We start from the raw sequence: 18455 nt of genomic DNA on the forward strand, positions 1-18455 counted from the left end.
GCTTTTTCAGCGTGGCATTGGGTTACCATGCTGCGCAGTCAACGCCATCTGAAGTCGAGCCCGCTCGCCACAGGGGACGGCGCGTCATTCTATTTTCTGTAAGGGTCGGTCTTTTTTTCTTAATCTATTGGGCGCCATATTAGTGGGCGCAGTTGTATCGACCAAGCGGGGTAGGTGGCAGATGTATCACGGGGAACGATTCAACGCCTGGACCCATCTGGTGGGGGCGATGCTGGCGTGTATCGGGGCGATCTGGTTGTTGGTGGTGGCGAGCCTGGACGGCAGTGCGTGGAAGATCGTCAGCGCGGCGATCTACGGCGTGACCCTGTTGTTGCTGTACAGCGTGTCGACGGTGTACCACAGCGTTCGCGGGCGGGCCAAGGTGATCATGCAGAAGCTCGATCACCTGTCGATCTACCTGCTGATCGCCGGCAGCTACACGCCGTTCTGCCTGGTGACGTTGCGCGGGCCCTGGGGCTGGACGCTGTTCGGGATCGTCTGGGGCCTGGCGGTGATCGGCATGTTGCAGGAACTCAAGCCGCGCTCGGAAGCACGGATCCTGTCCATCGTGATCTATGCGTTGATGGGCTGGATCGTGCTGGTGGCGGTCAAGCCGCTGCTCGCCGCGCTGGGCACGGCGGGGTTCGTCTGGCTGGCGACCGGCGGGGCGCTGTACACCCTGGGGATTATCTTTTTTGCGCTGGATTACCGGCTGCGGCATGCCCATGGGATCTGGCATCTGTTCGTGATCGCCGGCAGCGTGCTGCATTTCGTGGCGATTTTCTGGTACGTGATCTGAGGCAACGGAGGAGCAGAGCAAGCTCTGCTCGAACGAGCGCAGGCTGTCAGAAATCGCCCCACAGCTGCTGGGCCACCGCCAGGGCCACCACCGGCGCGGTTTCGGTACGCAGTACCCGTGGGCCGAGGCGCGCCGGCAGATAACCGGCTTGCGCGGCCTGGGCCACTTCGCTGTCCGACAACCCTCCCTCCGGTCCGATCAGGAATGCCAGTGTCCCCGGCTTGGGATGGCTGGTCAGCGGTTCGGCCACCGGGTGCAGCACCAGCTTGAGCTCGGCTTCGGCCTGTTTCAGCCACTCGGCCAGCAACAGCGGCGGATGTATCAGCGGTAGCGTCGAGCGGCCGCACTGTTCGCAAGCGCTGATCGCGATCTGCCGCCAATGGGCCAGGCGCTTGTCGGCGCGTTCGTCCTTGAGACGGACTTCGCAGCGTTCGCTGACGATGGGGGTGATTTCGCTCACGCCCAGTTCGGTGGCTTTCTGGATCGCCCAGTCCATCCGCTCGCCCCGGGACAGGCCCTGGCCGAGGTGGATGCGCAGCGGTGACTCGGTTTGCCCGGCGAAGCTTTCCGTCAGTTGCACGCGCACGCGCTTCTTGCCGACTTCCAGCAAGGTGCCGAGAAACTCCGTGCCCGAACCGTCGAACACTTGCAGCGCATCGCCCTCGGCCATGCGCAGCACGCGTCCGATGTAGTGGGCCTGGGCCTCGGGCAGCTCGTGTTCGCCGAGGCTCAGGGGGGCGTCGATAAAGAAGCGGGACAGTCGCATTTGCAGTCTCTGTTGAAAATCGTATTTGAGGCGGTTAACGGTGGCCTTGTGGCGAGCGGGCTCGCCACACAGGTCTTCATTGCCCTCTAGCCCGGATCACGGAAATCCGGATGGAAATTGGCCGGTACCGCCACGCTGATATCGCTGCGGGTAGCGATATCGATGCCTTCGCTCGCGACTTCAGCCAGGAAGTCGATCTGCTCCGGGGTGATGACATACGGCGGCAGGAAATACACCACGCTGCCCAGCGGACGCAGCAAGGCGCCGCGTTCCAGGGCGTGTTGGAAGACCTTCAGGCCACGGCGTTCCTGCCAGGGATAGGCGGTCTTGCTCGCCTTGTCCTGGACCATTTCAATCGCCAGGGCCATGCCGGTCTGGCGGACTTCGGCGACGTGCGGATGGTCCGCCAGGTGCGCGGTGGAACTGCCCATCCGCCGGGCCAGGGCCTGGTTGTTCTCGATGACCTTGTCCTGCTCGAAGATATCCAGGGTCGCCAGGGCCGCCGCGCAAGCCAGTGGGTTGCCGGTGTAGCTGTGGGAGTGCAGGAAGGCCCGCAGGGTCGGATAGTCGTCGTAGAACGCGCTGTAGACGTCTTCGGTGGTCAGGCACGCCGCCAGCGGCAGGTAGCCGCCGGTCAGCGCCTTGGACAGGCACAGGAAGTCCGGGCGGATACCCGCCTGTTCGCAGGCGAACATCGTCCCGGTACGCCCGAAACCGACGGCGATTTCATCGTGGATCAGGTGCACGCCATAACGGTCGCAGGCCTCGCGCAGCAGCTTGAGGTAGACCGGATGGTACATGCGCATGCCGCCGGCACCCTGGATCAGCGGTTCGACGATCACCGCGGCAACGCTGTGGTGATTTTCCGCCAGGGTCTGTTCCATGGCCGCGAACATGTTGCGCGAATGCTCTTCCCAGCTCATGCCTTCCGGGCGCAGGTAGCAGTCCGGGCTGGGCACCTTGATGGTGTCCAGCAGCAGGGCCTTGTAGGTCTCGGTGAACAGCGGCACATCGCCCACCGACATCGCCGCCACGGTCTCGCCGTGATAGCTGTTGCTCAGGGTGACATAGCGCTTCTTGTCCGGCAGGCCGCGATTGAGCCAATAATGAAAGCTCATCTTCAGTGCGACTTCGATGCAGGACGAGCCGTTGTCGGCATAGAAGCAGCGGGTCAGGCCGTCGGGCGTCAGCTTCACCAGGCGTTCGGACAGCTCGATGACCGGCTGATGGCTGAAACCGGCGAGGATCACGTGTTCGAGCTGGTCGACCTGATCCTTGATGCGCTGGCTGATGCGCGGGTTGCAGTGACCGAACACGTTGACCCACCAGGAACTGACCGCGTCGAGGTAGCGCTTGCCGTCGAAATCCTCCAGCCAGACGCCTTCGCCGCGCTTGATGGGAATCATCGGCAGTTGCTCGTGATCTTTCATCTGGGTGCAGGGATGCCACACCACCGCGAGATCGCGTTGCATCCACTGGTTGTTCAGGCTCATTTCCATTCTCCGGGCGGTTGTCCGCGACGCCGGCGGACACACAATCGCGCAAGCCTATGCAATGCGCGGCCGCAGGACAACCCATGGCGTCGCCGGCACCTCACGGCTGGGCGGTGAATAAATCCTCGCGCCCGGGTGTTTACCCTGGAGAGTGACCTTAATATTTTCTTAACCCGCTCATTTCAGACTGATGATCGTATTTCTCGATATTTCAAAGCGAAATTTTCCGCTTTAATTCGATAGGTAAATCATTAGTCTTGGGCGCATCACTTACAGGATTTCGGCAATGCAGCTACGCAACTCATCTTCTCGCTACGGTGCGGTCAGCATATTCCTGCATTGGGGCGTTGCCCTGGTGGTCTTCGGTCTTTTTGCGCTGGGCTTGTGGATGGTCGGGCTCGACTACTACAGCGAGTGGCGCAAGGCGGCTCCGGACCTGCATAAAAGCATTGGCCTGACCCTGTTCGCCGTGATGGTGCTGCGACTGCTCTGGCGTTTCATCAGCCCGCCGCCGCCGGCGCCTGCCAATCATGGCCGGCTGACCCGGCTGGGTGCCAAGTTCGGCCATGGGTTCCTCTATCTGGGTTTGTTCGCCCTGATGTTTTCCGGGTACCTGATTTCCACCGCCGAAGGTGTCGGGATCCCGGTGTTCGACCTGTTCGACGTGCCGGCCTGGATTTCCAGCATCCCCGACCAGGCGGATGTGGCCGGTGCGGTGCATCTGTACCTTGCCTGGACGGTGGTGATCTTTGCCGTTCTCCATGCCCTGGCAGCCCTGAAACACCATTTCATCGATCGTGATGCGACGCTGACCCGCATGCTGGGGCGCAAAGCCTGATCTTCAACCTCGACTCAAAAGGAATACGCAATATGTTGAAAAAGACACTCGCCGCTCTGGCAATCGGTTCTGCACTGTTGACTGCCGGTCAGGCGATGGCTGCGGACTACGTGATCGACAAGGAAGGCCAGCACGCCTTCGTTGATTTCAAGATCAGCCACCTGGGTTTCAGCTACATCATGGGTACCTTCAAGGACCTGGATGGCAAGTTCAGCTTCGACCCGGCCAAGCCTGAAGACAGCAAGATCGAAGTCAACGTGCGTACTGCCAGCGTGTTCACCAACCATGCCGAGCGTGACAAGCACATCGCTAGCAAGGACTTCCTGGACGCTGCCAAGTTTGCCGAAGCCAAGTTCGTCTCCACCAGCGTCAAGTCCACTGGCAAGAATGCCGATGGCAAGGACACTGCCGATGTAACGGGTGACCTGACCCTGCACGGCGTGACCAAGCCGGTCGTGGTCAAGGCCACCTTCCTGGGTGAGGGCAAGGACCCATGGGGCGGCTACCGTGCAGCTTTCGAAGGTACTGCGCATATCAAGCGTTCGGACTTTGGTCCGATGAAGGATCTGGGCCCGGCGTCCGACGCGCTGGCGCTGTACATCACCTTTGAAGGTGTGAAAGCGAAGTAATGCTGAGTCTGTAGGAGCGGTGCTTGGTCCGGGCGGCGTTCCGACGAAGCTTTTTGCGGCTTCAAGGGCCCCTTCGCGAGCAAGCTCTGCTCCCACAGTGCCAGGTTTTGGCTTTATATACGCCAGACAAAAAAACGCCCCCGGCTCTCACGAACCGGGGGCGTTTTCATTGCACCAAGAACTCAGCGATTGCGGGTCAGCAACGCCGGTTTCTCACCCCGAGGACGTCCTGGCAACTGATCCAACTGCTCAGGCGTCGGGAAGCGATCGCTCTTCGACTCTTTGTGAATGATCTTCGGCGCCGGGCTGCGCGGGTTCTGCACGGCCGGTTCTTCACGCTGATAATCATCGCGGGCCGGACGGCGGTTGCGCGACTCTTCACGACGTGCCTGACCGTCACGCGGAGCGCCACTACGCGGACCGCTGCGCTTGGCCGGTGGAGTACCGGTGCTGGCGCCGCTGCTGTTGCGCGGACCGTTCTGACGACCTTGCGACTGGCCGCTGCGTGGAGCGCCTGCACCGCCACCTTGTGCCGGAGCACCCGGACGGCGGCCACGGCCCTGTGCCGGCTTGGCCTGGGGCACGTAGTCGACGCGGTTACCGAAGTTATCGATATCGTCGTCAAGGAACTCGTCCGGGGCACGGTCGGCCGCTGCGCGCGGTGGCTGGCTTGGCTGGCGCTGTTCGCGGGCCGGGGTGCCTTCACGCGGCTTCTGCTCACGGGCCGGACGCTCGCCACGAGCGGTCTTGTCCTTGCCGCCCTTGTCCTTGCCTTTGTCGCGACGACCGCCACCGCTGCCGTTCGGGCCATCGCCCTTCGGCCCGCGTGGGGTACGTGGATTACGCACATCCGGACGCTCGCGCACTTCCGGCTTCTCGGCTTCCACGGCGCTGGCATCGAAGCCCATCAGGTCGCCGTCGGCGATTTTCTGCTTGGTCATGCGCTCGATGCTTTTCAGCAGCTTCTCTTCGTCCGGCGCCACCAGGGAGATGGCCTCGCCTGAACGACCGGCCCGACCGGTACGGCCGATGCGGTGCACGTAGTCTTCGTCGACGTTCGGCAGTTCGAAGTTCACCACGTGCGGCAGTTGGTCGATATCCAGGCCGCGGGCGGCGATATCGGTGGCCACCAGGATGCGTACTTCACCGGCCTTGAAGTCGGCCAGGGCCTTGGTGCGGGCGTTCTGGCTCTTGTTGCCGTGGATGGCGACGGCGCTCAGGCCGTGCTTGTCCAGGTACTCGGCCAGACGGTTGGCGCCGTGTTTGGTACGGGTGAACACCAGGACCTGTTCCCAGGCGCCGGCGGTGATCAGGTGGGCCAGCAGCGAGCGCTTGTGGCTGGCGGCCAGGCGGAAGACGCGCTGTTCGATACGCTCGACCGTGGTGTTCGGCGGCGTGACTTCGATGCGTTCCGGGTTGTGCAGCAGCTTGCCGGCAAGATCGGTGATGTCCTTGGAGAAGGTCGCCGAGAACAGCAGGTTCTGGCGCTTGGCCGGCAGGCGGGCAAGGACCTTCTTCACGTCATGGACGAAGCCCATGTCGAGCATGCGGTCGGCTTCGTCCAGTACGAGGATTTCCACGTGGGACAGATCGACGCTGCCTTGGCCGCAGAGGTCGAGCAAACGACCCGGGCAGGCCACCAGTACGTCGACACCCCGGGACATGGCCTGAACCTGTGGGTTCATGCCGACACCGCCGAAGATGCAGGCGCTGACGAATTTCAGGTCGCGAGCGTAGACCTTGAAGCTGTCGTGCACCTGGGCAGCCAGTTCGCGGGTCGGGGTCAGGACCAGTACCCGCGGCTGGCGCGGGCCATGGCGCTGGGATTTGTCCGGGTGGCCATTGGGAAACAACCGTTCCAGGATCGGAAGGGCGAAGCCGCCGGTTTTACCCGTACCTGTCTGTGCCGCAACCATCAGGTCGCGACCTTGCAACACGGCGGGAATGGCCCGCTGTTGCACCGGAGTAGGCTCGGTATAGCCGGCTGCCTCGATGGCACCGACCAAAGCCTCGGAGAGACCGAGGGAAGCAAAGGACATGAGTAATCCTGTTCAGTTAGGGCTTGGCCCGATGGGAATCTTGCCTGGCGCGAATGGCGTTTCAGGTTCTGTAAGAGGAAAGCGGCCCGCATGTCGAGCGGGGCTGGCGAGTTTTCTTACGGACCCCGGGGGCGCATCCCGTCCGGTCCTGCTGGGCCTTGAGGCTCTACGCACTGCTCGCGCGGGCCGTGGGGCGGCGCTGGTCGCAGTGTCGGAATACCTGAAGCAAGGTCGAGCGTCCGGGCGTAAGCCTGGCGGGAACGCCGGAGTATAACAGAGCAAACGCCGTGCGCTGCTTTCCTGCTGCTCAACGGTTTGCGCTTTGGCGATCATAGGGCCGCCATGCACGGGTGGTGAGGTTGCAGCCCCCGGATTTCCAGGGGCTTGCAGGGCTCAGCGGGGCAGCTTCAGGTTGTTCCAGATGGCCAGGCTCGGTTCCGCCTGGTTCAGGGTGTAGAAGTGCAGCCCGGGTGCGCCACCTTGCAGCAGGCGTTCGCACATCTGGCTGATCACCTGCTCGCCGAAGGCCTGGATGCTCTGGGTGTCGTCACCGTAGGCTTCCAGTTGCTTGCGGATCCAGCGTGGGATTTCCGCGCCGCATGCGTCGGAGAAACGCGCCAGCTTGCTGTAGTTGGTGATCGGCATGATGCCCGGCACGATCGGGATATTCACACCCAACTGACGCACGCGTTCGACGAAATAGAAGTAGCTGTCGGCGTTGAAGAAATACTGGGTGATCGCACTGTCGGCGCCGGCGTTGGCCTTGCGCACGAAATTGCGCAGGTCGTCTTCGAAGTTGCGCGCCTGGGGGTGCATTTCCGGGTAGGCGGCGACTTCGATGTGGAAGTGGCTGCCGGTTTCTTCACGGATGAAGCTCACCAGGTCGTTGGCGTGACGCAGCTCGCCGCTGGCCATGCCCATGCCGGAAGGCAGGTCGCCACGCAGGGCGACGATGCGCTGGATGCCGGCGTTCTTGTACAGCTCCAGCAGGCCGCGCAGGTCGGCCTTGCTGTCGCCGACGCAGGACAGGTGCGGCGCGGCGGGAATCTTTACTTCGCTCTCGAGCTGCAGCACGGTGTTCATCGTGCGGTCGCGAGTCGAGCCACCGGCACCGTAGGTGCAGGAGAAGAAGTCGGGGTTGTAGTCGGCCAGCTGACGCGCAGTGGCGAGCAGTTTTTCCTGCCCAGCATCGGTCTTGGTCGGGAAGAACTCGAAGCTGTAGCGACGATCTTGGGACATGGTCGTATCCTTGGAAACTCGAAAGCCGGACGCGAGCCCCTGTAGGAGCGAGCAAGCTCACTCCTACAGGGAACCGGGCGTATCAGTAGCGATAAGCGTGCGGCTTGAACGGACCTTCGACGGTGACGCCGATGTAGTCAGCCTGTTGCTTGGTCAGTTGAGTGACCACGCCGCCGAAGCCGCGAACCATTTCCAGGGCCACTTCTTCGTCGAGTTTCTTCGGCAGCACTTCCACGGTCAGGCGCTCGGCTTTCTGAGCGGCGGACAGGTCGGCGTACTTCTGGCCGAACAGGAAGATCTGCGCCAGTACCTGGTTGGCGAACGAGCCGTCCATGATACGGCTTGGGTGACCGGTGGCGTTGCCCAGGTTCACCAGGCGGCCTTCGGCCAGCAGGATCAGGTAGTCGTCGTTCTGCGGATCGAAATCGCCATGGCCGGTGCGGTGGATCTTGTGCACCTGTGGCTTCACTTCTTCCCATGCCCAGTTCTTGCGCATGAAAGCGGTGTCGATTTCGTTGTCGAAGTGACCGATGTTGCAGACCACGGCACGCTTCTTCAGGGCCTTGAGCATGTTCGCATCGCAGACGTTGACGTTACCGGTGGTGGTGACGATCAGGTCGATCTTGCCCAGCAGGGCGGTGTCGATGCTCGCGGCGGTGCCGTCGTTCTGGCCGTTGATGAACGGCGAAACCACTTCGAAACCGTCCATGCAGGCTTGCATGGCGCAGATCGGGTCGACTTCGGACACCTTGACGATCATGCCTTCCTGACGCAGCGACTGGGCCGAACCCTTGCCCACGTCACCGTAGCCGATCACCAGCGCCTGCTTGCCGGACAGCAGGTGGTCGGTGCCGCGCTTGATGGCATCGTTCAAGCTGTGACGGCAGCCGTACTTGTTGTCGTTCTTGCTCTTGGTCACCGAGTCGTTGACGTTGATGGCCGGGATTTTCAGCTCGCCCTTGGCCAGCATGTCCAGCAGGCGATGCACGCCGGTGGTGGTTTCTTCGGTCACGCCGTGGATCTTGTCCAGCATGGCCGGGTATTTCTTGTGGATGATCTCGGTCAGGTCGCCGCCGTCGTCGAGGATCATGTTGGCGTCCCAAGGCTGACCGTCCTTGAGGATGGTCTGCTCGATGCACCACTCGTACTCTTGCTCGGTCTCGCCCTTCCAGGCGAATACCGGGATACCGGCGGCGGCGATGGCGGCAGCGGCCTGGTCCTGGGTCGAGAAGATGTTGCAGGACGACCAGCGCACTTCGGCACCCAGGGCAACCAGGGTCTCGATCAGCACGGCGGTCTGGATGGTCATGTGGATGCAGCCGATGATCTTGGCGCCTTTGAGCGGTTGCTCACCGGCGTACTTGCGGCGCAGACCCATCAGGGCCGGCATTTCCGATTCGGCGATGATGGTTTCGCGACGGCCCCAGGCAGCCAGGGACATGTCGGCGACCTTGTAGTCGTTGAAATCTGCAGGCGTGTTGACAGCGCTCATGAAGAGCCTCCATTCGTAAGTATGCGAATGGGCGCCGTTGTGCGTTTAGTGTCCGTGCAGGGAACCCTGATCGAACAACGCCCCATCCGAGCCTGACAGGTCGAACCTGCTGCAGCGCCCCTCGGACAGGTGGCGGGAAAACGGTATCAAGGGAAGATGACCGTTTTGAAACGGCCAGCAGTATAACGCGGCTTTTGCGGCTTTCCCAAGTGATTAGCACGCAGTTTGTCGCGCCGACCCGCGCAGGGTCGGCGCTGAAGGTTTCCTGCAGGGGGTCAGGGATGAAAGTCGAGCTCCAGGGCCATCGAGAAATAGCCGAGGATCGAGCCGTCGTTCTTGAGCAGGGCAAAGCGCAGGTCGACTCCGGTACGGCCATGGGCGTTCAGCCGGCTTTCCCAGAAATAGTCATCCGCCGTTTCGGTTTCCAGCTCCAGCGGATTGTCGAAGCGCGGTCGTGGCAGGAGGACGCCGGACCGCGTGGAAGCTGTCGCGGGGGCGAGGATGGCGTTATCGAGGACCTGGAGGTCATGCACGAAAAACAGGTTTTCTCCGCGCAGTGCAATCGGTGCGCAGCGGATATGCAGGTTGTCGCCGGGTTGCGCCGAAAAGCTGAAGGGCTGCCGGTCCGGGCCCTGCCAGTGTTCCGGGCGACCGCCCTGGATAAACAGGTGGTGTGCCTGGGCCGCGGTCGGCGAATCCGCCGAAACACTGGGCACCGGATGGTTTGCGAGCAGGGTTTCGCTGTCCAGGATGAACAGCAGGTGTCTGTCGAACGAGTCTTGGGGCATGGAGGTTTCCTTCCCTGAGTCTGCCAATGCTACGCCCTGGCCGTGTTGCCCCGGTCAGCCGTGACGAGAGTCGCCAGGGGGTGACGCTTCGCGTTGGCCACGAAGCGTCGGTGGAGGATCCCGCCTCAGTTATGGATGCTGATGAACGGATCCCAGGAGAAGTAGCCGCATGGCTTGCAATCGCGGTCCACGATCATGAAGTTGAAGTGGTAGGTCACGCGACCGGTCTCCAGGGTTTCCGACGACCAGTAGTAGTTATCGACTTTCTGGCAGGTCGGGATGACCGGGTTGCTGGTATTGGGTTGAGCGTACGAGGCGGTCGCCTTGCGTGGCGTCGGGGTCGAGATCAGGTTGGCGCCGACGTTGCCGATGAACCGATAGAAAATCACCGATTTCTCGAAGCCCAGCGACAGGCTGGTTTCGCGCCAGCGGATCAGGTCGCCGACCTGCGCCTTGAGATCCAGTTCACCACCGGCCTGGCCACTGACCACGTTGTCCTGATTGGTGATCATGTAGACGTGCTGCCAGTCGATCAGCGTCGGGGCGTCAGGGTTGCGGCTGGGGTTGGGGTATTTTTTCAGGATGGTTTCGGTGTCGAAGCTGACGAGTACATCGGTAACTCGAGACATGTTAAGTGTCCTTACTTGGTGGTGGGTCAATGGTGAGATGCTGGTCCCCCCATGGCCTTGCGGAGCTTGCGCGTCCTGCGCATTCGCTTTGATGGCGCTGTGTTGCCAAGTTCCGGTTGGCTGAATGCTGGGTCCGTTCCAGCAGGTCACGGACGCAGAATAGCCAAGGGTGGAGGGCTGTCAAACAGCCTCGCGGACCACTGGTCATTTTTCGACGGATGTTCGCAAGCGGTTGGAGTCGCCGGGCAAGCGTTCTAACATGAGGGTTCAGGCCTGCCGGATAGTGTCATCCGGCGGCAAGCCGGTCAGGAGAACGCATGAATTTCCACACCCGCAAATGGGTCAAACCCGAAGACCTCAATCCCAATGGCACGCTGTTCGGCGGCAGCCTGCTGCGCTGGATCGACGAGGAAGCGGCGATCTACGCCATTGTCCAGCTGGGCAACCAGCGTGTGGTGACCAAGTACATTTCCGAGATCAATTTTGTCAGCGCCTCGCGCCAGGGCGACATCATCGAACTGGGTATCACCGCCACCGAATTCGGTCGTACGTCCATCACCCTGACCTGTGAAGTGCGCAACAAGATCACCCGCAAAAGCATCCTGACCGTGGAGAAAATGGTCTTCGTCAACCTCGGCGAGGATGGCCTGCCGGCGCCTCACGGGCGGACCGAGATCAAGTACGTGAAGGATCAATTCAAGGATGAAGAGCCTCATCCCTGACCAGCCATGGAGAGTTGGCGTGTCGGTTTCTGTGGAGTGTCCGGTTATGCGCTAGTGTTGTGGACAATGCCGCTGGGCACTCTTCAGGGACTCTGCCATGACCGTTGCTTTCTGGTGTGTATTGATTGCGATTCTCCTGCCTTACGTGTGTACCGTCATCACCCGCTTCAGTGGCTTCGGCCTGCGGCAGAACCATGATCCGCGGGCCTTTCTCGAGGGGCTTGAAGGCTTCGCCAAGCGGGCCCACTCGGCGCAGTTGAACGGCTTTGAGGTCACCCCGGCCTTTGCCGCGGCGGTGGTCATTGCCCATATCGCCGGCACTGCGTCGCTGGTGACCATCAATGTGCTGGCGGTGCTGTTCATCACCAGTCGCCTGCTCTACATCATCTGCTACCTGGCGGACTGGGCGGTGCTGCGCTCGCTGGTGTGGTTCGTCGGCCTGGCCTTGATCGCGACCTTTTTCATCGTGTCTGTCTAGGCGCTGTACGAGAACTCGCCGCTCGGCGAGTTTTCGTACAGGCTCTAAGACCCGTTGCCGTCATCGGGTCATGGGGTGCCTGAATCGGCGGCCTTGGGCAACGCCATGCCCTTGGGCCACAGCATCCAGAGATTGCCTTTCTGCTTCATGTCCCCGGCCAGTTGCCCCGCCGCATCGCCGGTGCCCCAGAACAGGTCGGCGCGGACCTCGCCGGCAATTGCGCCGCCGGTGTCCTGGGCCGCCACCGGACGGACCAGGGCACTGCCATCCGGCTTGGTCGTCGACAGCCACAGCAGGCTGCCCAGTGGAATCACCTTGCGATCCACCGCCACGCTGTAGCCGGCCGTCAGCGGTACGTTCAGCGAGCCGCGCGGGCCTTCGTTGCTGTCCGGGTTGCGGGCGAAGAACACATAGCTGGGGTTGCTGCCGAGCAATTGCGGGATACGCGTCGGATGCGCCTTGGCCCAGGCACTGATGGCACCCATGGTGACGTCTTCCTTCTTCAGCTCGCCTTGTTCCACCAGCCAACGGCCGATGGCGCGATAGGGGTAACCGTTCTGGTCGGCGTAACCGATCCGCACCTGCTGGCCGTCGTCCAGGCGAATCCTGCCGGAACCCTGGATCTGCAGGAATTGCAGGTCCATCGGGTCGGTCAGCCAGGCCAGCACCGGGGCCTTGACGCCCTGGGTGGCGATCAGCGCCGCGTCGTCATAGGGTTTCACCACGCGGCCTTCGAGCCGCCCCCGCAGGCGCTTTCCCTTGAGTTCGGGGTAGAGGCTGTCGAGCTGCACGACGATCAGGTCGTCCGGTACGCCATAGACCGGCACCGTGGCCTCGGCGGTCTGGGTCAGGCTGCCGCGGTAGACGGGTTCGTAGTAGCCGGTGATCAGGCCGTCGGCACTGTTCTGCGCCGAGCGCAGGCCGTAGACCTCCAGGTTCTGCCTAAGAAAGTCGCGAATGGCCGCCGGGGTGTCGGCGACATTCGCGGCTGCCAGGCAGGTCGGCCCCCAGTTGGCGTCGGCCTTGAGCCGGGCGCAGGCGCCGCGCCACGAACGGAAACCCGCTTGCAGGTCCGCATCGGACACCGCCGGCAACGCCTGCCAGTCCGCCTTGAGGTAGGTGGTCAGCGGGGCGGGAGCCGGGGTTTCCTTGTGGTTGCAGCCAGCGAGCAGGGCGAATGCGCAGAGGCTTGCAGCCAGTCGTTTGAAAGTGGTGTTCATACAGCGGTGAATTCCTTGGGTGATTGCCTGTTCAGACTCTGTTCAGCAAAACCACTGATTTAGTGTGGTTAAAAAGGGGGCGAACTATTGGTGTTTGGCGATGAGGCGAGGATACTGGCCGCCGTTTCCCGTGACCTGAAGCCACCATGACTCTTAAAAGCCTTTCTGTTGTATTGCTGGCCTGCCTGGCCCTCAGTGCTTGCGGCGGCGTCGACCCGAATTCTCCCTTGGGGCAACGCAAGACCATTTTCAAGCAGATGCTCAAGACCAGTGAAGACCTGGGTGGCATGCTGCGCGGCCGCATTCCCTTTGACGGGCCGCGTTTCGTCGAGGGATCGAACCAGCTCGACAGCCTGTCCCATGAGCCGTGGAAGCACTTCCCGCAAGTCAAGGAAGCGGATCATACCAGTGCCCGGGATGCGGTCTGGCAGAAGCAGGCGCATTTCCAGGCGTTGGCGCGCTCGCTGGAGTCCGCGACCGGGGAGTTGCGGGTGGCCAGTCAGGTCCAGCCGTACAAGGCCAGTATCCTGAAGCCGGCGGTCGAGAAGGTAGAGGACGCCTGCGATGCCTGTCATAAGGAATTTCGCGATCATTGAAGCACGGGGGATGGCGCGCTCGGCTTCTGTTCGGCACCCTGTCCCCGTTGCTTATTTGTCCAGCTCATCCAGCGCGCCCTGCAATTCCTTGCGTGACTCGGCCAGCTTTTCCTTGCGCTTGTTGATCTTGTCCGGATCGCCTTTTTTCATCGCCTTGTCGAGGTCAGCCTGACGTCGGCTGACTTCGTGCTTGGCGTCGAGCACCTTGTTTTCCCGTTCTCTTTTCAGCGAAGCATCGGTGCAATGGGTGGTCACTTCGTCCAGCGCCTTTTCCAGGCCGGCCTGCTGCTCGCTGTTGCCCTGGGCCTTGGCGATGTCGAGCTGGCTGCCGATGGCCTGGCGCTTGGCGGCGCAACCGGTCAGTGCAGTGGGCTCTTCGGCGGCCAGCAAGGGGGCGGCCAGGATGCTGCACAAGGTTAGGACCGCCAGCGGTGGAAAAAATCTCATAGACACTCCGGACTGAAACAATGATTGAAAAACAGTCACTCTGAAAATAGATGGCAGTACTGTCTGTATGAATAGTCTGAATTAATCAGGGATTATGTCTCTAAAATCCCTCGATACCGGCGTTACGTAATGTTTCAGCCAGTTTCTGTACTTCCTGGTCGCGGAAAAATGCGCTCAGTTGGACCGCCCGCTCTGCTCCGACGCCGGGCATGGCCTTCCATGTCTCGAGCGTACGGCCTGCCAATACCGACCAGGGTTCGTCCAGGGTGGTCGTGGCGGCGGGCGGCAGCCCCAGCGCCTTGAGCCAGTGCTCGAAAGGTCGCTGGCGGGCCAACTGGACCGTCTCAATCCATCGCGCACGGCTGCGCGGGCCGAAGCCGGCCATGGTAACAAGCTCTTCCCCCTCCAGGGTCAACCAATCGAGCAGTCGCTCGACGCGCCCGCTGGCCACCAGCTTTTCCCAGGTCCCCCCGCCCAGGTGAGGCAGATCCAGTCCCTGCTTGCCGCTCAGCCAGCGCAGGCGGGCGAGAAACTGGCTTTCGCAACCCGGGCCGTACTGCCAGCAACTCAGGCCGTGGAAGCGCCGAGGGTCGGGGACGGGCAGCGGCTCACGTTCGGTGCTGCGCCAGACCACGCTGTCCAGGCGGGGGATGGTCAGGCCGGCGAGGCTGATCGCGACCTGGTCGCCGGGGCGGATATCCAGGGCCTGCCAGCGTTGCAGCGAGCCGAGACTGACCCGCTTGATCTGCCGATCATCGAGTCGCACCGGCGTCAGCTCCAGCATCGGGGTGATCCGCCCGGTCCGCCCGACCTTGAAACTGACCTTGCGCACGTGGGCCAGCGCCTGGGCGTGGGGGTATTTCCAGGCCGCGCTCCAGTAGGGCGGCTGGGCTTGCCAGCCTTGCGCGGCGGGGCGCCGGCTCTGGCGCAGAACGATGCCGTCGCTGGCAAACGGCAAGGGATGGCGATACCAGTGGTTGCGCCAGTGTTCGGCCTGGCTGAAATCATCGACGGGCTGGCTGTAGGTTTTGCTGTCCGGGAAGCCCAGTGCCTCTAATCCGTCCAGCCGTTCCGACTGCGTCGCCGGCCCTTGCGGCCAGTCCCAGACAAACAGGCCGATACCCTCGGCTTCCGTGCTGCCCAGTTGGTGCCGGGCCATCAATCCGGCCACCGTGCCACGGGCGTTCAGGCTGCCTTGGCGGGCCTGCACGTGATTCGGCAGGCGCCAGTACAACTCGCCTTGCAACACCAGGTCGCGGGCGACGGGCAGGGTGCCGGGGATCGCCGGGATCTTGCGGGCCGAGGCGGTCCAGTCCTGCCCGCTCAGCCCGTTGCCACGACTGATGGCCTGGTGCAGCCGGCCCTGGCGATAAACCAGGGTCACCGCCACGCCATCGACCTTGGGCTGAACCCACAGGCCTTCGCGGTCTTTCATCCAGGCCCGGACGGCTTCGGCGTCCGGCAGCTTGTCGAGGCCGGTATGGGCGGTCGGGTGGACGGCGGGGCCTGCCGCGCCCGGTGGTGTGTCCAGCTTGCCGGGCGGCAGGCGGAAACAGCCGCGCCACTGTTCGAGCCGTTGGCGGGACTGGTCGTAGAGTTCGTCGGCTACGGGCGAGAGGCCTTGGCGATGGTAGCTTTGGTCCCATTGGGCCAGCTGTGCTTGCAGGGCGTCGATTTCTCGCCGGGCGCGCTCCGCCTGCCAGTCCGGGCAGGTGTGGGCGTGGGCAGCAAGGCAAACAGCGAACAGCAGAAAACCACTGGAGAGGCGCATCCTGAGCATCCTTGCTCGACCTAAAATCCAAGCCTAGATCACGACGCGCATAAAAAAGCCCCGCGCGAGGCGGGGCTGTTTTACTGGGTGTGTCGGCTTGCTTGAGCCGACCGACCAGCAGGGGAAATTACAGGTTGGCGGCGTCGCGCAGTGCGGCGGCGCGGTCGGTTTTTTCCCAGGTGAACGTGGTGAAGGTGTCGTCGCCCACGGTCTTGGTTTGCGGCGCGCGACCGAAGTGGCCGTAGGCAGCGGTGTCCTGGTACATCGGGTGCAGCAGGTCGAGCATGGTGGTGATCGCGTAAGGACGCAGGTCGAAGACTTCGCGAACCAGCTTGATGATCTTGTCATCGCTGATCTTGCCGGTGCCGAAGGTGTTCAACGAGATCGAGGTCGGCTGGGCGACGCCGATGGCGTAGGACACCTGGATTTCGCAACGGTCGGCCAGGCCGGCGGCGACGATGTTCTTGGCCACGTAGCGACCGGCGTAGGCGGCGGAACGGTCAACCTTGGATGGATCCTTGCCGGAGAACGCGCCACCGCCGTGACGGGCCATGCCGCCGTAGCTGTCGACGATGATCTTGCGACCGGTCAGGCCGCAGTCGCCCACCGGGCCGCCGATGATGAAGTTGCCGGTCGGGTTGATGTGGAACTGGGTGTCCTTGGTCAGCAGTTCGGCCGGGATGACGTGCTTGACGATCAGCTCCATCACGCCTTCGCGCAGATCCTTGTAGGACACTTCCGGGTTGTGCTGGGTCGACAGGACAATGGCGTCGACGCCGACGACCTTGCCGTTTTCATAGCGGCAGGTGACCTGGGACTTGGCGTCCGGGCGCAGCCATGGCAGCAGGCCCGATTTGCGGGCTTCGGCCTGACGCTGTACCAGCTGGTGGGAGAAGGTGATCGGCGCAGGCATCAGCACGTCGGTTTCGTTGCTGGCGTAGCCGAACATCAGGCCCTGGTCACCGGCGCCCTGGTCTTCCGGCTTGCTGCGGTCAACGCCCTGGGCGATGTCCACGGACTGCTTGCCGATGATGTTCATCACCCCGCAGGTGGCGCCGTCGAAGCCGACGTCGGAGCTGTTGTAGCCGATGTCGAGGATCACGTTACGGACGATGTCTTCGAGGTCGACCCAGGCCGAAGTGGTCACTTCGCCAGCGATGATCGCCACACCGGTTTTCACCAGGGTTTCGCACGCGACGCGGGCGAACTTGTCTTCAGCAATGATGGCGTCCAGCACCGCATCGGAAATCTGGTCGGCGATTTTGTCCGGATGCCCTTCGGACACGGACTCGGAGGTGAAAACGGAATATTCGCTCATATCGATGGTTTTCCTGAGTTACCGATGTGTGTGGCGCCAGCGGGTCGCTGAAAGTGGCGAACCTGGATCTGGAAACCATTACGTAAGCCTACATAGAGGCTGTCCTCGGGCACGAGCCCCGCAGCGATGGCCCAACGGGCCAGGTCGTCCTGTTCGAACCCCAGCCAGAGATCACCGCAGGCCTCCCTGGCCCAGCTCTGGTTGTGGCTACACAATTCTGTCACTAACAAACTACCGCCAGGTTGCAGCAGGCCGGCCATCTGCTTGAGGGCCTCGGCCGGCGCGGCGAAATGGTGCAGCACCATGTTCAGTACCACGCAGTCGGCTTGCAGCCTGGCCTCCTGCAAGGCATCGGCCAGTTGCAGGCTGACATTAGCCAGGGCTTCGCGCTCACACAGCTGGCGAGCCAGTTCGAGCATGGCCGGGCTGTTGTCCAGCGCGGTGACCCGCTGGAAGCGCCGCGCCAGTTCCGGCAGGAAGGCGCCGTCGCCGGGGCCGACTTCCAGGGCCGTGGCCTGGGGGGCGAAGCTCAGCTTGTCGAGCAGCGCCAGGACGCTGTCGCGGTACTGCGGCAGGCCGGCGATCAGGTCTTGCTGGGCGCGGAATTTTTCCGCCACCCGGGCGAAAAAGTCCTGGCTGGCGGCGGCGCGCTGGCTGTGCACCAGGCCGATGCGGGCCTGGACGTCGCCCGGCAGGTCGAGCGCGTCGACCTCCTCAAGCAGCGCCGCGTGCAGCTTGCCGCCCAGGCGCCCGGTGTGGGGCAGGGCGCGCCGGTAGAAGATCGCATTGCCTTCACGACGGGTGGCCACCAGGCCGGCCTGGGCCAGCACTTTCAGATGGTGACTCATGCCGGACTGGCCGATGCCGAAGATCTGCGCCAGCTCCAGCACGCCGAACGAATCGTTGGCCAGGGCCCGCAAGACGTTCAGGCGCAGCGGATCGCCGCCGGCCTTGCACAGGGCGGGCAGGTCGTCGCTGTCGTCGTGACGGATCTCGGGCGCGGTTAAATTCATAAGGCCAGCAGTCTAGTGACCCCTCGGTCGGCTAGCAAGATCAATATCAAAAAGTTTTGATATTGATGGATGGGCGGCACTTTCCGGTCTTCGTGGTGCTCTATAGGTCGATGGCGGAAAGGATTCATCCGCGCAATGCGCAACTATCCGCAGGAAAAACGCCTCGCAGTGACTATCT

At 62.7% G+C, this 18455-nt stretch carries 18 protein-coding genes and 1 riboswitch; of the genes, 6 read left to right on the plus strand and 12 right to left on the minus strand.

Annotation, left to right across the window (positions count from 1 at the left end; all coding sequences use genetic code 11):
* Positions 1-181 precede the first annotated feature (181 nt).
* Positions 182-799 (plus strand): PAQR family membrane homeostasis protein TrhA, encoded by a 618-nt coding sequence (gene trhA, locus NUH87_RS19245; protein WP_040071413.1) that lies wholly within the window; start codon positions 182-184, stop codon positions 797-799.
* A 46-nt stretch (positions 800-845) separates the two neighbouring features.
* Here trhA and NUH87_RS19250 read toward each other — a convergent pair whose 3' ends face one another.
* The gene (locus tag NUH87_RS19250; RefSeq protein WP_338522297.1) at positions 846-1565 is read right to left on the minus strand and encodes a 16S rRNA (uracil(1498)-N(3))-methyltransferase; all 720 of its coding nucleotides are present in this window, start codon (positions 1563-1565) and stop codon (positions 846-848) included.
* A gap of 86 nt (positions 1566-1651) precedes the next feature.
* Positions 1652-3058, minus strand: a complete 1407-nt coding sequence (locus NUH87_RS19255) for an adenosylmethionine--8-amino-7-oxononanoate transaminase (protein ID WP_040071411.1) — start codon at positions 3056-3058, stop codon at positions 1652-1654.
* Between the two features lie 286 nt (positions 3059-3344).
* Here NUH87_RS19255 and NUH87_RS19260 point away from each other — a divergent pair, with 286 nt between their 5' ends.
* Positions 3345-3896 (plus strand): cytochrome b, encoded by a 552-nt coding sequence (locus tag NUH87_RS19260; protein WP_338522298.1) that lies wholly within the window; start codon positions 3345-3347, stop codon positions 3894-3896.
* 32 nt (positions 3897-3928) lie between these two features.
* Positions 3929-4525 (plus strand): YceI family protein, encoded by a 597-nt coding sequence (locus NUH87_RS19265; protein WP_040071409.1) that lies wholly within the window; start codon positions 3929-3931, stop codon positions 4523-4525.
* Positions 4526-4707: 182 nt separating this feature from the next.
* Here the strand turns inward: NUH87_RS19265 and NUH87_RS19270 are convergent, their stop codons facing one another.
* From NUH87_RS19270 to NUH87_RS19290, 5 genes are all read right to left on the minus strand, one after another.
* A complete protein-coding gene (locus NUH87_RS19270) occupies positions 4708-6564 on the minus strand; it encodes a DEAD/DEAH box helicase (RefSeq protein ID WP_338522299.1) in 1857 nt (618 codons plus the stop codon).
* 393 nt (positions 6565-6957) lie between these two features.
* Positions 6958-7803: a methylenetetrahydrofolate reductase [NAD(P)H] gene (metF, locus tag NUH87_RS19275; RefSeq protein WP_040071406.1), complete on the minus strand. Its 846-nt coding sequence runs from the start codon at positions 7801-7803 to the stop codon at positions 6958-6960.
* Positions 7804-7885: 82 nt separating this feature from the next.
* Positions 7886-9295, minus strand: a complete 1410-nt coding sequence (ahcY, locus tag NUH87_RS19280) for an adenosylhomocysteinase (protein ID WP_338522300.1) — start codon at positions 9293-9295, stop codon at positions 7886-7888.
* A gap of 22 nt (positions 9296-9317) precedes the next feature.
* Positions 9318-9424, minus strand: a riboswitch (S-adenosyl-L-homocysteine riboswitch).
* A gap of 146 nt (positions 9425-9570) precedes the next feature.
* Positions 9571-10083, minus strand: a complete 513-nt coding sequence (locus NUH87_RS19285; RefSeq protein WP_338522301.1) for an AidA/PixA family protein — start codon at positions 10081-10083, stop codon at positions 9571-9573.
* 125 nt (positions 10084-10208) lie between these two features.
* The gene (locus NUH87_RS19290) at positions 10209-10712 is read right to left on the minus strand and encodes an inclusion body family protein (RefSeq protein WP_040071403.1); all 504 of its coding nucleotides are present in this window, start codon (positions 10710-10712) and stop codon (positions 10209-10211) included.
* Positions 10713-11029: 317 nt separating this feature from the next.
* Between NUH87_RS19290 and NUH87_RS19295 the strand changes: the two genes are divergently transcribed.
* Together NUH87_RS19295 and NUH87_RS19300 are read left to right on the plus strand one after the other, a co-directional pair.
* On the plus strand, positions 11030-11434 hold the full coding sequence (locus NUH87_RS19295; protein ID WP_338522302.1) for an acyl-CoA thioesterase: 405 nt from the start codon (positions 11030-11032) through the stop codon (positions 11432-11434).
* Positions 11435-11531: 97 nt separating this feature from the next.
* Positions 11532-11912, plus strand: a complete 381-nt coding sequence (locus NUH87_RS19300) for an MAPEG family protein (protein ID WP_338522303.1) — start codon at positions 11532-11534, stop codon at positions 11910-11912.
* Positions 11913-11980: 68 nt separating this feature from the next.
* On the opposite strand, the gene NUH87_RS19305 is transcribed toward NUH87_RS19300, so the two are convergent.
* A complete protein-coding gene (locus tag NUH87_RS19305) occupies positions 11981-13132 on the minus strand; it encodes a murein transglycosylase A (protein ID WP_338522304.1) in 1152 nt (383 codons plus the stop codon).
* A 146-nt stretch (positions 13133-13278) separates the two neighbouring features.
* Here NUH87_RS19305 and NUH87_RS19310 point away from each other — a divergent pair, with 146 nt between their 5' ends.
* Positions 13279-13728, plus strand: coding sequence for a c-type cytochrome (locus tag NUH87_RS19310; protein WP_338522305.1), 450 nt, complete (start codon positions 13279-13281; stop codon positions 13726-13728).
* Between the two features lie 51 nt (positions 13729-13779).
* On the opposite strand, the gene NUH87_RS19315 is transcribed toward NUH87_RS19310, so the two are convergent.
* The 4 genes from NUH87_RS19315 to NUH87_RS19330 form a co-directional block, all read right to left on the minus strand.
* On the minus strand, positions 13780-14175 hold the full coding sequence (locus NUH87_RS19315; protein ID WP_338522306.1) for a DUF1090 domain-containing protein: 396 nt from the start codon (positions 14173-14175) through the stop codon (positions 13780-13782).
* 100 nt (positions 14176-14275) lie between these two features.
* Positions 14276-15946 carry an NAD-dependent DNA ligase LigB gene (gene ligB / locus NUH87_RS19320; protein WP_338522307.1) on the minus strand — a complete coding sequence of 557 codons (1671 nt, stop codon included), beginning with the start codon at positions 15944-15946 and terminating at the stop codon, positions 14276-14278.
* A gap of 127 nt (positions 15947-16073) precedes the next feature.
* Positions 16074-17264, minus strand: a complete 1191-nt coding sequence (gene metK / locus NUH87_RS19325; RefSeq protein ID WP_338522308.1) for a methionine adenosyltransferase — start codon at positions 17262-17264, stop codon at positions 16074-16076.
* Positions 17261-18277 (minus strand): metalloregulator ArsR/SmtB family transcription factor, encoded by a 1017-nt coding sequence (locus NUH87_RS19330; protein ID WP_338522309.1) that lies wholly within the window; start codon positions 18275-18277, stop codon positions 17261-17263. The genes metK and NUH87_RS19330 overlap by 4 nt, the downstream gene beginning before the upstream one ends.
* Positions 18278-18455: the final 178 nt, after the last annotated feature.

It is taken from the genome of Pseudomonas batumici, assembly GCF_036585405.1.
Taxonomy (GTDB): Bacteria; Pseudomonadota; Gammaproteobacteria; order Pseudomonadales; family Pseudomonadaceae; genus Aquipseudomonas; species Aquipseudomonas batumici.

Bases quoted from the DNA above. Each gene is read 5' to 3' on its own strand.
- trhA (WP_040071413.1), top strand. From the start codon at position 182: ATGTATCACGGGGAACGATTCAACGCCTGGACCCATCTGGTGGGGGCG.
- NUH87_RS19250 (WP_338522297.1), bottom strand. From the start codon at position 1,565: ATGCGACTGTCCCGCTTCTTTATCGACGCCCCCCTGAGCCTCGGCGAA.
- NUH87_RS19255 (WP_040071411.1), bottom strand. From the start codon at position 3,058: ATGAGCCTGAACAACCAGTGGATGCAACGCGATCTCGCGGTGGTGTGG.
- NUH87_RS19260 (WP_338522298.1), top strand. From the start codon at position 3,345: ATGCAGCTACGCAACTCATCTTCTCGCTACGGTGCGGTCAGCATATTC.
- NUH87_RS19265 (WP_040071409.1), top strand. From the start codon at position 3,929: ATGTTGAAAAAGACACTCGCCGCTCTGGCAATCGGTTCTGCACTGTTG.
- NUH87_RS19270 (WP_338522299.1), bottom strand. From the start codon at position 6,564: ATGTCCTTTGCTTCCCTCGGTCTCTCCGAGGCTTTGGTCGGTGCCATC.
- metF (WP_040071406.1), bottom strand. From the start codon at position 7,803: ATGTCCCAAGATCGTCGCTACAGCTTCGAGTTCTTCCCGACCAAGACC.
- ahcY (WP_338522300.1), bottom strand. From the start codon at position 9,295: ATGAGCGCTGTCAACACGCCTGCAGATTTCAACGACTACAAGGTCGCC.
- NUH87_RS19285 (WP_338522301.1), bottom strand. From the start codon at position 10,083: ATGCCCCAAGACTCGTTCGACAGACACCTGCTGTTCATCCTGGACAGC.
- NUH87_RS19290 (WP_040071403.1), bottom strand. From the start codon at position 10,712: ATGTCTCGAGTTACCGATGTACTCGTCAGCTTCGACACCGAAACCATC.
- NUH87_RS19295 (WP_338522302.1), top strand. From the start codon at position 11,030: ATGAATTTCCACACCCGCAAATGGGTCAAACCCGAAGACCTCAATCCC.
- NUH87_RS19300 (WP_338522303.1), top strand. From the start codon at position 11,532: ATGACCGTTGCTTTCTGGTGTGTATTGATTGCGATTCTCCTGCCTTAC.
- NUH87_RS19305 (WP_338522304.1), bottom strand. From the start codon at position 13,132: ATGAACACCACTTTCAAACGACTGGCTGCAAGCCTCTGCGCATTCGCC.
- NUH87_RS19310 (WP_338522305.1), top strand. From the start codon at position 13,279: ATGACTCTTAAAAGCCTTTCTGTTGTATTGCTGGCCTGCCTGGCCCTC.
- NUH87_RS19315 (WP_338522306.1), bottom strand. From the start codon at position 14,175: ATGAGATTTTTTCCACCGCTGGCGGTCCTAACCTTGTGCAGCATCCTG.
- ligB (WP_338522307.1), bottom strand. From the start codon at position 15,946: ATGCGCCTCTCCAGTGGTTTTCTGCTGTTCGCTGTTTGCCTTGCTGCC.
- metK (WP_338522308.1), bottom strand. From the start codon at position 17,264: ATGAGCGAATATTCCGTTTTCACCTCCGAGTCCGTGTCCGAAGGGCAT.
- NUH87_RS19330 (WP_338522309.1), bottom strand. From the start codon at position 18,277: ATGAATTTAACCGCGCCCGAGATCCGTCACGACGACAGCGACGACCTG.